Genomic DNA, 13010 nt, shown 5'->3' with positions numbered 1-13010 from the left:
CGGCATATCAGTCTAAATCGGCGCACTGCTGTGCTAATTTTATACGCACATTGGTACGCCGCGTATCTTCTGGTGGATACACCTTATCGATCATTGCGTTAAGCTTGTTACAGTCCAACCAGGCCATCCGGTAGGCAGTCATCAGGCTATGCCTTTCATCCTGGTAATCAAGGCTGGCGACAATAAGGGCTTCCGACAACGCCGTATGTTGCTGTTGCATACTTTGCAGTATCCCCGCCAGAATATCCGGCGGCAGCGCGTCCTCTTTCGAGGCTGTATGCAATGTGCGTGAAATCAGGAAATTCCAGCCGTCCGTCAACTTATCCTGAGGGATGTGCTGCCAGTTCAGCATCTGCCCTTTCACCAACGCACGCAGCGTCTCGCCATCCGCATCAATAAACAGCGACGCCAGCAGATTTTTATTCGGATAGACCGACTGCCCCAGCACCTGCGGCGTCAGTTTTATCTGGGCAAGCAGCGCTTTAGTTTGCCCCTGCAACAAGAAATAATATGCGCGATACAGCGGATTTTGCGCTTCACGCCGCTGCCAGAAAAAGGCCAGTGTCTCTTTATCCTGAAGCTGTATCGCCCCCGAATAGGCTTCATCGGTGAGGAGATCGGGCATGACCCGTAGCAGAATGTCGGCCATCTCAAAAAAAGTCTGGCGAAATCCCTCAGGTTTAAAACGGGGCGTGGGGAGATACTCCAACGGATTTTGCCGCCGTACGATGGTGCGATTTGCCTGCGTCTGCGGGGAGTCGCCCGTGAGCTGCTCGCTAAAAATACGCACCGCAGTGATATTGCCACTCTCAAAAGCTGCAAAAAATGGCGCATTGACGAAATAGCCATCTTCCCGCGAGAACCTAAAAGGCGATGCCACACGTGCAGTCAGATCGCGCAAGTTTTTTTCTGATATGCCTGGCGCTTTTACCGCCTGAACCAGTGTCTGTTCCAACATACTGTTATCATGAATGCTCTCTAACTGACCCAAGTCGCCAGACTGAACCTGCCTGAGCAACTGCGCAATATTTTGCTGTTGCCATTGATGGCTAATAGCACGCCACAGCTCCGGCATCACCGGGCACAGTACCCCAATGAACACAATATGACACAGTAGCCATGCGGGCCACGGCTTGCGCAGCCAGGTTCCCACCAGCAGCGCGGGCAGCAAGCCCGCCCAACTCAGAATCGGCAACAGGAGCATCAACATCCATACCGTGCCTGTTTGGCTCAACAACTGGGTGTACTGCAACGTGAGTAACAGCAATACCACGAATGCCCACTGTGGTAGTAATACCCACAGCAAAATCTGTCGGCTGCGTTTTTTGGAAAACATCAGGATCAGTAGTGATGCCACCGCAGCGGCATACCCCCACGGTAGAATACAAAACGTCAGCAGTTCAGAGCCAAGCCATCGATTAATATAATCCATTTACTATTCCTTTACTGGACACAGCGCATTCAGCCTTTGTCGCGTATCGTGTAGTACTTGTTCACTCCCCGCTACTGATGCATTCAACACCTCACGCAATTGCTCACAGGAAAGCCCAGCCTGTAAAAAAGCGGCAGGAAACGTCGGTGTCCAGGGAAGATAGTGGGCGATTTGCTCGTTGGATAACGCTTTCTGCGCTTGCATCGCCTTAATGATCTGTATCAGCAATGCGTTCTCTAACGCTCCACCACGCAGTCGTAATATGGCCTGATGCAGAGGCTCATTATTTCCGTCTTCCATTGCTCGTTTCCAGTCCACTACGTTTGCATCAATAAGCGACTGAATCATTACCAGATCGCCATTGCTCAGTATGAAAGTGAGTAGGTTTTCACGATCCCACCTCTCAATCGGCGGTGTGATCAATATTTCTGGATTATGGGTTACCTCGCTTATTAGCGATTCCGTTTTGGCTAACAACACCATCGCTTCGAGCCTGCGCAGAGGAATAGTGGGCGGATGTTTCTGCCAAAAATAAGCAACCAACTCAGTGTTACGTTGGATAATGGGATAAATATAGACAGTATCATTCAACAGTTCTGGCATAATATTCAGCAATAGCTGACTAATTTCTAGTCTGTACTGCTCGCGATACTGTGATATATAGTTAGATTTATAAAGCGTCAGCAGTGGATTTTCTTTACGAGCAACAATATTGCGATTCTCTCTGGCGGAAGATGTCTCGCCCACCAGTTGCTGGCTAAAAAAGCGTACTATCGGTACGTTATGTTGGCGAAGAGCGGTAGCAAATGGCGTATAAAGAAATTCGGCGTTCGGGATCGCCGCTTCAGGGCAAGATTCTGCCGCTGCCAAAAATGGCGAAATACCTCGTATTTTAGCCAGATAACGCAATAAATTTTCCGGTGTATCGCGGTGTTCTGCAGCCAGATTCAAAACACTTGCCAATTGATAACAAGATGCATCCTGCAAAACCTGAACATCCCCCTTCGCGCGCTCAAACAGTCGGGTAATTTTATAGTTATCCCAGTCTTCACCAATGTGGTGCCATAATCGCGGGCCGTCCATCACATAAACGAAAACGAACAAAAAAATAGTATGGGACACGATAGTTCCCAGTATAAAAAATGGAGACTCTCGACTAGAAAAAATAGCAATTATTATCGAGGGCAGCAATCCTGATATCAATAAATATACGATATAAATATCTTTTGAATCAATCCAGAATAATCCTCCTCACACTACACAGACAACGCTCACCTGCGGAAGAACAACACGCAAGAAAACCCGCCGATAGCGCAAAGAATCAAATGCGCCGACAATTAACCTCAATAATACAACGCCATAAATACCCCACGCGCTCATCAATATTACTGAATCCCACATCATCCACGCAAATGATTCACCCATAAAGTATCCTTACTTTCCATGCTCATTACTGAGTTCAAATTCCTCGGTCCTATTTTCCGATAACACAGCGAGCTAAACGCAATAATAACTATAGTGAATACAATGATTGTATATATTGCCCGGCACGGTGGATATTATCATCAACAACAAACTCCATCCGTTTCCCAAATTCATTATTGCCCGCTATTTTTTCCGATGATAAAACACATCAAATTCAAACTGCCATGAGAAAGGTTCCGGTTTGTTGCTATTATCAAAGGCAACGGCTTGTGCATACAGTTCGTCCGTCAATAATTCCGGCACGACGCTAATCAAACTGGTACAAATATCTCGCGCCAAAAGTTGTTGTTGCAGAAAAGTTTGTTCATCAGCCGTACTATCATTAAAAACACGATTCAGTAGGTCCAATAATGGATTGTTTTGTAAGAGCTGATGCCGATATTGCTTTGCCTGTACAGAATCGCCAATAAACCAAGAGGAAAACGCCCCAACAGCAGGACGATTAAGCCGGTCGATGGCCAAAACCAACCAAATTTTTTCAGTTCCGTCCGCAATATCAAAAGGGGAAATGCGTTTTGCGAGATGCTCAATCCGCCTATTCGTCCCCCAATCCCCTGCGTTTTGCGGCTGCATGGCTTGCGACATCAAATGATTTAAAAAAACGCGGTCATCAGTCGTATCGATTTTTCGTAACAGCGTTTCTTCCGCCACCTGCTGTGCCTGATAGGCATCGCGCCGATGATGCCTATCGAGAATATCCCCCATGTGCGCCAACAACAGCAGCAATACGACCACATGGCACCCGGCCCAAAGATGGTGTGGTTGGCGTAATCGGTGGCTAACCAGTAGCGCCAGCAATAAACTGAGCCCCAGCATCCACCCTGCGCCAATCGGGAAGAAAAGCGTTTCATCATCCGCAGCAAACCATAGCAAAAGAACCAGCGCAATCTATGGCAAAGCCATCCACAGCAACACGCGACGAGGCGTTTGGAACAAAAAAGCCAGGCAAATAACAACGAAGAGCAGAATAAGATAGCCGCCTGTAGTAAACATCCAGAACGTCAGTAGCCGCCATCCCTCTTCATTGATTCTCATCGAATATCCCTGGTTCGCCTTTACGACGCCGGATTCACCAGCATTTGCCCAATCGAGCCGCGGTCAGCCATTTCCAGCGTCTGGCTGTTGAAATAGAACGGGAAGTGCGGCCAGGACGGCTGACCGTAATAGACCAGCAGTTCGACTTGCCCATCCACCCAGACGGTATCTTTCCAGCCTCTATCTTCCGGGAACGGCATAGCGCCGTTGACGTTACGAATCAGGAAAGAGACGCCCTCAATATGGAACGACTGCGGCATATCGGCACGTACCGTCCAGCGCTCCCAGGTGCCTTGTTGGGCGGTAATATCAATGCGATTCACATCCCACAGTTGGCCGTTAATCCCCGGATCGTCGCCAAGACTGATGTCCCGACTGCGGACAGGCGCGCCGCTCATGATCTCCGTCGGCAACAGACGCATCGGCAGATTATCGGTCACCAGCGGCAGCAATCCGGTTGGCCGTAACGTCAGCACCAGGGTAGAAACCAGAATACTGGAAGGCTCAAAGAAACCGCGAATCCGATCGACTATGCTGGCCGCTTCCCCGCAGGTGATCGAGACTTCGTCGCCGTTGGTCATATCAACCAGGATTTCACGTCGCTCGCCGGGCGCCAGTGACAACTGTTTGACGGAAACCGGCGCAGGTAAAAAGCCCTGATCGCCTGAAATCACATGCAGCGCCCGGCCATCGCTCATCTGAAGCTGATAGCGCCGCGAGTTCGAGGCGTTCAACAACCGTAACCGCACCCAGCCGCGGGACACTTCGACATAGGGGCTTTGCGCGCCGTTCACCAGCAGCGTATCGCCGACAAAACCACCGCTTCCCGGTTCGCTGTACTCCGGCGTCCCAAAGTTATCCAGCCGTTTATCCTGGATAATGACGGGAAAATCATCCACGCCGTAATGGTTCGGAATGGGCAGCGTTTTACTAATGTCGTCTTCGACCAGCCACATTCCGGCCAGGCCGTTATACACCTGCTGCGCAGTGCGGTTAGGCGTGTTAGCGTGATACCACAGCGTCGCGGCGCTCTGACGAATCGGCAACACCGGCGCCCAGTCCGCGTTCGGCGACATCATACGTGCCGGGCCACCCATCAGCGGCCCCGGCACCAGTAAACCAGCAACCGTCATGGAGACATTTTCCGCCAGGCGGTTGCTATAGATGAGTTTAACGTCATCACCTTTCCAGACGCGGATTGTCGGCCCCAGATAACGACCGTTCACTCCCCAGACCGGCGCGCGCGTGCCTTGCGTAAAGGACCAGTGCGCTCGCTGTAGCGTCATAAACAACGGCTGCCCGCGACGGGACTCCAGCAACGGCGGAACAGGCAACGGCTGTTGCTGACCGGCAGCATTCGCCCTGAGGGGAATCGCGCCTGCACATAGTGCGATTCCCGATGCCTGAAGAAACTGACGCCGACTGAATGACATATAAGCTCCATGTAAAACAGGCTAAAGAGTTGTGCCTGAAAAAATGATTTCTACAATAACAGAGTAAGACTGCTTAAACCTTACCGGTCGCTTCACGTTCCGCAACCTCTTTATCAAGTTCCGCGATTTTTTGCTCCATTAACGCACGGCAGTGGGCCGCCAGCTCGCGAACCTGATCTTTACCATATTCGCTGACGTCGACTGGCGGCAGCATTTCCACAATAACCAGTCCGTTGTTCAGGCGGTTTAGATTGACTTTGTTAGAGGTGTTGGAAACGCAGACAGGAATGATCGGCACACCAGCCGCGATAGCCGCATGAAACGCGCCGGTTTTAAACGGCAGCAGACCGCGTCCCCGGCTACGCGTACCTTCAGGGAACATCCAGATAGAAATACGGCGCTTTTTAAAATGGTTAACCACTGCCGCAATGGTGCTATGCGCTTTGGCGCGGTTATTACGGTCAATCAACAGATTACCGGTCAGCCAGTACAGTTGCCCAAAAAACGGGATCCAAAGCAGGCTTTTTTTCCCCACCGTCACCGTTGGCGGCTGCACAATATTCGCCGCCGTGACCATATCATAATTATTCTGATGGTTAGCAATATAGATAGCATTGCCATAGTTTTCCGCATCGGCGGGTTTGCGGCACTCCACTTTCAGGCCAAACAGCGGGGCCAGACGACCGAACATATGTCCAAACGTCGCCACGTGTTTTGGGTTACGTGGACTGAAAAGGCAGTAAATAGAACCGAAAACACAGACCAGAATGGAGTAAATAACGGTAACAATAAGACGAAAAATATATAGCATAACAACCTCTGAAGGCCTAAGAGCCCGGCATTCTACGTCACCTGAAATTCAGGTTAGGATTTTGGTAAGTGTGGCTCTCTGGAAAAACGTATTGTTAATCGCAATGCACGAATAAACAACGGTTTTACGGGAAATTTTAATGTTAATCCGATCTGAAACCGTAGGCCGGATAAGACGCTACTGCGTCGTCATCCGGCAACGGCAGAGCGCCGGATGGCGGCTTAGATGCCTTGTCCGGCCTACGGGCGCCCCTCTCTTACTCTTCGCTGTCGCCATGACTTACGCGATGCGGCGAATCAATCTCAATGCGATCGATACGCTGCAGGCCGCGCATTAATGTGCCACGGCGTCCGCGTTCGCCGACCACCTTTTGTAACTCTTCAGGGCGCAGTTTGATTTTGCGCTTCCCGACATGGATAGTCAGAGTGCTTTGTGGCGGCAGCACGTACAGGTGCGCCAGTCCATCATCGCCTTTCGCCGCTTCCGCAGAGGGGATATTAATGATCTTATTCCCTTTGCCTTTCGACAGCTGCGGCAGAGAGTCTACCGGGAACATCAACATCCGTCCGGCCTGGGTAATCGCCAGCAGCATATCGTGCTCGTCTTCAATCACCAGCGGCGGCATGACGTGCGCATTTTCCGGCAGTGTAATCAACGCCTTACCGGCACGGTTACGGGCAACCAGATCGTTAAACGTACAAACGAAGCCGTAGCCCGCATCCGACGCCATCAGCAGTTTCTGGTCATCGCCTTCCATCAGCATATGCTCTACGGTCGCCCCCGGCGGCAGCGTGAGTTTGCCGGTCAGCGGCTCGCCCTGCCCACGCGCCGACGGAAGCGTAATGGGATCAATAGCATAGCTGCGCCCGGTGGTATCAATAAACACCACCGGTTGATTGCTCTTACCTTTCACCGCGGCTTTAAAGCTGTCGCCCGCTTTATAGTTAAGCCCCGGCGCATCAATATCATGACCTTTGGCGCTGCGCACCCAGCCCATCTGCGACAGTACGATAGTCACCGGTTCGGACGGCAGCATATCGTGTTCGCTCATCGCTTTAGCTTCTTCGCGCTCACGCAGCGGAGAACGGCGATCGTCGCCATAGGCGTCGGAATCTGCCTGTAGCTCTTTTTTCAGCAAGGTATTCATTTTGCGTTCGGACGCGAGAATGCCCTGCAACTGGTCACGCTCTTTTTCCAGCTCGTCCTGCTCACCGCGAATTTTCATCTCTTCCAGTTTGGCGAGATGACGCAGTTTCAGTTCGAGAATCGCTTCCGCCTGGGTTTCGCTGATGCCGAAACGCGACATCAGCGCGGGTTTCGGCTCATCCTCGTTACGGATAATCTCGATCACTTCATCGATGTTGAGAAACGCCACCAGCAAACCTTCGAGGATATGCAGGCGCTTAAGCACTTTCTCCAGACGATAGTTCAGACGACGGCGCACCGTGTCGCGGCGGAACGCCAGCCACTCGGTGAGGATCTCCAGCAGGTTTTTCACCGCCGGACGACCATCCAGACCGATCATGTTCAGGTTAATACGGTAGCTTTTTTCCAGATCGGTGGTGGCGAACAGATGGTTCATCACCTGTTCCATATCCACACGGTTGGAGCGTGGCACAATCACTAAACGCGTCGGGTTTTCGTGATCTGATTCATCGCGCAGATCGTCCACCATCGGCAGTTTTTTATTACGCATCTGCGCAGCAATCTGCTCCAGCACTTTCGCGCCAGACACCTGATGCGGCAGCGCGGTGATCACCACGGCGCCGTCTTCTTTGGTCCATACCGCGCGCATACGCACGGAGCCCCGCCCGTTTTCGTAAATTTTACGAATTTCCGCACGTGGGGTAATGATCTCCGCTTCGGTCGGGTAATCCGGCCCCTGGACGATATCCAGCAACTGATCCAGCGTCGTTTTCGGCTGCTCAATCAGCGTAATCGCCGCTTTCGCCACTTCGCGCAGGTTGTGCGGCGGGATATCTGTTGCCATCCCCACCGCTATACCGGTGGTGCCGTTCAGCAGGATGTTCGGCAGACGCGCCGGTAACATTTTCGGTTCCTGCATCGTGCCGTCGAAGTTTGGCACCCAGTCCGCCGTCCCCTGACCGAGTTCGCTTAACAGCAGCTCGGCGTATTTGGACAGGCGGGATTCGGTATAACGCATCGCCGCGAATGACTTCGGATCATCCGGCGCGCCCCAGTTCCCCTGGCCATCGACCAGCGGGTAACGGTAAGAGAACGGCTGCGCCATCAGCACCATGGCTTCATAGCAGGCGCTGTCGCCGTGCGGATGATACTTACCCAGTACGTCACCGACGGTACGGGCGGATTTTTTAAATTTAGCGCTGGCGTTCAGCCCCAGCTCTGACATCGCATAGACGATGCGGCGCTGTACCGGCTTCAGGCCGTCGCCAATAAACGGCAACGCACGATCCATGATCACGTACATGGAGTAGTTTAAGTAGGCGTTTTCCGTAAATTCATGTAGCGCAAGGCGCTCTGCCATATCGCTCATTAACAGGGGATCCTCAATCTGCATGCTGACCGTTCGGACGGCAATATTGCCGCAGATAATACCCTATCTCACGGTCTGAGTCACAAACCGTGAGCCAGGTGACGAGGAAGTTAACGAAGCGGCAGATAGATATCCGTCAGCAGCTCATGTTCCGCCACCTCATTGACGAAATTCAGGTACTGGAAGAAGACCGGAAAATCGCGCAGCGTCTCGCCGCTGGCCGGTAGCCATTCGCGGAATAAATACCACACGCTCTCCGGGAGGCTGTCGAGCGATCCCTGATGGCGTACCACCGCGCAGCGCCCGCCAGGAATCTCGCTATTCACCACACCAACGTCATTTTCGGCTATCGGCTGGTGGACGCTGCCGCAGATATCAAAGCGGAATTGATCCGGCGGCGTCGTCTGCGGGTCGTGCCAGGCAATACCAAAAGTTTGACTGCTGGCAATCGGCGACTGCCCCGTTTCGCGCCGCCATGCAATAAATTTCGCCGCGCTGGCGTTGACCTTATCCGGATGCCCCAGATGCGTCAGCATCGCGACGCGGGTAGGTGGAAATTCAACGATTTTTACGTCCATGACATGCTGCTCCTGTAACGCAAGTTTAGGAACGCGTTGGTGCCAGACCAGCCAGTCCGGCGATTGCCGAAACCGGCGCGGGCTTTGACCAAACGCGGTTTTGAAAGCACGTGTGAACGACTCCGGATTCTGAAATCCGGCATCCAGCGCGATATCGATAACTTTATCTTGCGGGTTAAACGCCAGCCGCCATGACGCCCGGCGCAAACGCAGCCACTGGATATAGCGATAGAGCGGAAGCCCGCTCCAGGCAGTAAACTGCCGGTGAAAATGAAACGGCGAGCTGTGCGCCATCCGGCTTAACGCCTCAATCGACAGAGGCTCATCCAGATGACGCTCAATGTGGTCGCAAATGCGCCGCAGACGTTCGGAATAAGCCGCGCTGATCAGGTCATTCATCACTGCCTCCTTGTGGCCTATTCTGCCCACCGGGCGGCTGTGAATCCTGACCGATCTTGCGCAATGTGGGATTACGGATTCACTTTACGAATCTGTTTTACGTCGATTTCGACAGAGTTCCAGTCTTTATCCACTTCACCCTGAATTTCAACGGTATCCTGCGGGGTTACGGTCAGGCCGTTCCAGCGCTTGTGGTCAATATCCACATTGATAGTACCGGTCGCATCTTTAAACACATACAGGTCGTCGGAAATGCGCTCGACGATATTCCCGCGCAGCGTTACCCACGCATCGTCACGCAGCGATTTAGCGCTCTCTACCGTCGTGCTGCTGCCGTTCGGGCCGACAAATCCGCCGCCTTGCGTTTGCGTCGCCGACGGGCCGGAGAAACCGCCCTGCTGAGCCGCCAGAACCGGGGTAGAACACAGTGCCATAACGGCAACGATTGCAGCTAATTTTTTCATGATTACTTTTCCCTTTCATGTCGTTTCAGATCCATTTAATAAGGTAATCCTTAACAACTTCTTAAGGCAAAAAAAGATTCTTTTTTTCTGTACATCGCCTGCGGCGACAAGGTTAACTGACGGCAACGCGAGTTACCGCAAGGAAGAACAGATGCGAATTTTACTGGTAGAAGATGACACACTTATTGGCGATGGCATAAAAGCAGGTCTGAGTAAAATGGGTTTCAGCGTCGACTGGTTTACCGAGGGACGTCCGGGGAAAGAGGCGCTTTACAGCGCGCCTTATGATGCGGTCATTTTAGATTTAACGCTGCCAGGAATGGACGGACGGGATATTTTGCGCGAATGGCGCGAAAAGGGTAAACAGGAACCGGTACTGATCCTGACGGCGCGCGACGCGTTAGCAGAGCGCGTCGAGGGGCTACGTCTGGGCGCCGATGACTATTTATGTAAACCTTTCGCGCTCATTGAGGTCGCCGCCCGTCTGGAGGCGCTGGTACGCCGCGCCAGCGGTCAGGCCAGTAGCGAATTGCGCCACGGCCAGGTGACGCTCAATCCAGGCAATCTCGTCGCGACGCTTGCCGGCGAACCGCTGGCCCTAAAACCAAAAGAGTTCGCGTTGCTGGAACTCTTACTGCGCAACAAAGGTCGCGTGCTACCGCGCAAGCTTATTGAAGAGAAGCTGTATAACTGGGATGACGACGTGTCCAGCAATGCAGTGGAAGTCCATGTTCATCATTTACGCCGCAAGCTCGGCAGCGAATTTATTCGCACCGTACACGGCATCGGCTACACCCTGGGTGACGCATGAAATTGACGCAACGTCTCAGCCTGCGCGTCAGGCTGACGCTTATTTTCCTGATTCTGGTCTCCATCACTTGGGCAATTTCCAGTTTTGTGGCCTGGAGAAAGACGACGGATAATGTCGACGAGCTGTTTGACACACAGTTGATGTTGTTCGCCAGACGGCTTAGCACCCTCGATCTTAACGAGATCAACGCCCCGCAGCGCATGGCGCATACGCCAAAGAAATTAAAACATGGGCATATCGATGACGATGCGCTGGCGTTCGCCATCTTTTCCGCTGACGGCAAAATGTTGCTGCATGATGGCGACAACGGCCAGGATATTCCGTATCGCTATCGCCGGGAAGGTTTCGACAATGGCTATCTGAAGGATGACAACGACCTCTGGCGTTTTTTGTGGTTGAACTCGGCGGACGGCAAGTATCGTATCGTCGTCGGTCAGGAGTGGGATTACCGCGAAGATATGGCGCTGGCGATCGTGGCGGCGCAATTAACGCCGTGGCTGATCGCCCTTCCCTTCATGCTGCTGATTTTATTACTCCTGCTTCACCGCGAGCTCAGACCGTTGAAAAAACTGGCGCAGGCGCTACGCTTCCGGTCGCCGGAATCGGAAACACCGCTCGACGCCAAAGGCGTACCGAGCGAGGTTCGCCCACTGGTCGAAGCGCTTAATCAGCTTTTTAGCCGCATCCACTCAATGATGGTGCGCGAACGGCGATTTACCTCCGACGCCGCCCATGAATTGCGCAGCCCGCTGGCCGCGCTGAAAGTACAAACCGAGGTGGCGCAGCTCTCGGGCGACGATCCGCTATCGCGTGATAAAGCGCTGACCCAGCTCCATGCGGGGATCGATCGCGCCACACGGCTGGTCGATCAGCTACTGACGTTGTCGCGCCTCGACTCGCTCAATAATTTGCAGGATGTAGCGGAGATTTCGCTGGAAGAGCTGCTGCAGTCCGCGGTAATGGATATTTATCATCCGGCGCAGCAGGCGAATATCGACGTGCGTTTACAGCTTAACGCCCATGACGTCATACGTACCGGCCAGCCGCTACTCTTAAGCCTGTTAGTGCGTAACCTGCTGGATAATGCGATTCGCTACAGTCCGCAGGGCAGCGTCGTCGATGTTACCTTACATGCCCGCAGCTTCACCGTCAGAGATAATGGCCCCGGCGTAGCGCCAGAGATTCTGACGCATATCGGCGAGCGTTTTTATCGCCCGCCAGGCCAAAGTGTGACCGGCAGCGGTCTGGGATTATCAATCGTCCGTCGCATCGCTACGCTGCACGGCATGACGGTGTCGTTTGGCAACGCCGCGGAAGGTGGATTTGAGGCCGTAGTACGCTGGTAGCAGAGACTTTTGCCAAAAACGCAAAAGACTTTGCACATTTTGCTAATTTCACCGTACCGCCCGTGAGCGTAGAATCAGCAGCAAACGCATTTCTTGAGGACACAAAATGAGTAACATCCTGATTATCAACGGGGCGAAAAAATTCGCGCACTCCAACGGCCAGTTGAATGACACCCTGACCGAAGTTGCCGATGGGCTGCTGCGCGATCTGGGTCATCAGGTTAAGATCGTCCGCGCCGACAGCGACTATGACATTAAAGAAGAGGTGCAGAATTTCGTCTGGGCTGACGTGGTGATTTGGCAGATGCCTGGCTGGTGGATGGGCGCGCCATGGACCGTAAAAAAATATATGGATGATGTCTTTACCGAAGGTCACGGCACGCTCTATGCCAGCGATGGCCGCACGCGTTCCGATGCCGCTAAAAAGTACGGTTCCGGCGGTCTGGTGCAGGGGAAAAAATATATGCTGTCACTGACGTGGAACGCGCCGATGGAAGCATTTACCGAAAAAGATCAGTTTTTCCACGGCGTAGGTGTAGATGGCGTCTATCTGCCATTCCATAAAGCCAACCAGTTCCTGGGCATGGACGCGCTGCCAACGTTTATTGCCAACGACGTGATTAAAATGCCGGATGTTCCGCGCTATACCGCAGAATATCGCAAGCATCTGAGCGAAATTTTTGCTTAACTGGTCATCCTGG

General features: G+C 52.8%; 13 protein-coding genes. 3 read left to right on the top strand and 10 right to left on the bottom strand.

From position 1 onward, the window contains the following. Positions 1-7: 7 nt before the first annotated feature. From NA197_RS05555 to NA197_RS05510, 10 genes are all read right to left on the bottom strand, one after another. On the bottom strand, positions 8-1432 hold the full coding sequence (locus NA197_RS05555) for a hypothetical protein (protein ID WP_064042843.1): 1425 nt from the start codon (positions 1430-1432) through the stop codon (positions 8-10). A 3-nt stretch (positions 1433-1435) separates the two neighbouring features. Continuing rightward, entirely contained in the window at positions 1436-2341 is a 906-nt protein-coding gene (locus NA197_RS05550) for a hypothetical protein (RefSeq protein ID WP_226996198.1), read from the bottom strand. Positions 2342-2683: 342 nt separating this feature from the next. Continuing rightward, entirely contained in the window at positions 2684-2857 is a 174-nt protein-coding gene (locus NA197_RS05545; protein ID WP_193393468.1) for a hypothetical protein, read from the bottom strand. Between the two features lie 183 nt (positions 2858-3040). Beyond that, complete coding sequence (locus tag NA197_RS05540; protein ID WP_226996197.1) at positions 3041-3790, bottom strand: hypothetical protein; 750 nt, start codon at positions 3788-3790, stop codon at positions 3041-3043. A gap of 15 nt (positions 3791-3805) precedes the next feature. Then, positions 3806-3952 carry a hypothetical protein gene (locus NA197_RS05535; protein ID WP_170872874.1) on the bottom strand — a complete coding sequence of 49 codons (147 nt, stop codon included), beginning with the start codon at positions 3950-3952 and terminating at the stop codon, positions 3806-3808. Between the two features lie 20 nt (positions 3953-3972). Then, positions 3973-5385, bottom strand: coding sequence for a cell division protein FtsP (ftsP, locus tag NA197_RS05530; protein ID WP_000010658.1), 1413 nt, complete (start codon positions 5383-5385; stop codon positions 3973-3975). Positions 5386-5458: 73 nt separating this feature from the next. Then, positions 5459-6196, bottom strand: coding sequence for a 1-acylglycerol-3-phosphate O-acyltransferase (plsC, locus tag NA197_RS05525; RefSeq protein WP_000965730.1), 738 nt, complete (start codon positions 6194-6196; stop codon positions 5459-5461). Between the two features lie 256 nt (positions 6197-6452). Next, the gene (gene parC, locus NA197_RS05520) at positions 6453-8711 is read right to left on the bottom strand and encodes a DNA topoisomerase IV subunit A (RefSeq protein WP_001281861.1); all 2259 of its coding nucleotides are present in this window, start codon (positions 8709-8711) and stop codon (positions 6453-6455) included. A gap of 110 nt (positions 8712-8821) precedes the next feature. Next, positions 8822-9688, bottom strand: coding sequence for an AraC family transcriptional regulator (locus NA197_RS05515; RefSeq protein WP_064042842.1), 867 nt, complete (start codon positions 9686-9688; stop codon positions 8822-8824). 71 nt (positions 9689-9759) lie between these two features. Continuing rightward, positions 9760-10152: a YgiW/YdeI family stress tolerance OB fold protein gene (locus NA197_RS05510; protein WP_000731552.1), complete on the bottom strand. Its 393-nt coding sequence runs from the start codon at positions 10150-10152 to the stop codon at positions 9760-9762. Positions 10153-10303: 151 nt separating this feature from the next. On the opposite strand from NA197_RS05510, the gene qseB reads away from it, so the two are divergent. The 3 genes from qseB to NA197_RS05495 all read left to right on the top strand — a co-directional run bounded on the left by qseB (position 10304) and on the right by NA197_RS05495 (position 12997). Further along, entirely contained in the window at positions 10304-10963 is a 660-nt protein-coding gene (qseB, locus tag NA197_RS05505; RefSeq protein WP_001221574.1) for a quorum sensing response regulator transcription factor QseB, read from the top strand. Continuing rightward, positions 10960-12309: a quorum sensing histidine kinase QseC gene (gene qseC, locus NA197_RS05500; RefSeq protein WP_000779327.1), complete on the top strand. Its 1350-nt coding sequence runs from the start codon at positions 10960-10962 to the stop codon at positions 12307-12309. The genes qseB and qseC overlap by 4 nt, the downstream gene beginning before the upstream one ends. A 106-nt stretch (positions 12310-12415) precedes the next feature. Further along, positions 12416-12997 carry an NAD(P)H-dependent oxidoreductase gene (locus tag NA197_RS05495; protein WP_000065416.1) on the top strand — a complete coding sequence of 194 codons (582 nt, stop codon included), beginning with the start codon at positions 12416-12418 and terminating at the stop codon, positions 12995-12997. The last annotated feature ends 13 nt before the right edge of the window (positions 12998-13010 follow it).

This window comes from Salmonella sp. NW884 (assembly GCF_051700745.1).
Lineage (GTDB): Bacteria > Pseudomonadota > Gammaproteobacteria > Enterobacterales > Enterobacteriaceae > Salmonella > Salmonella enterica.
Note: the sequence above shows the minus strand (reverse complement) of the source record. Positions and strands in the feature narration are given on the sequence as shown.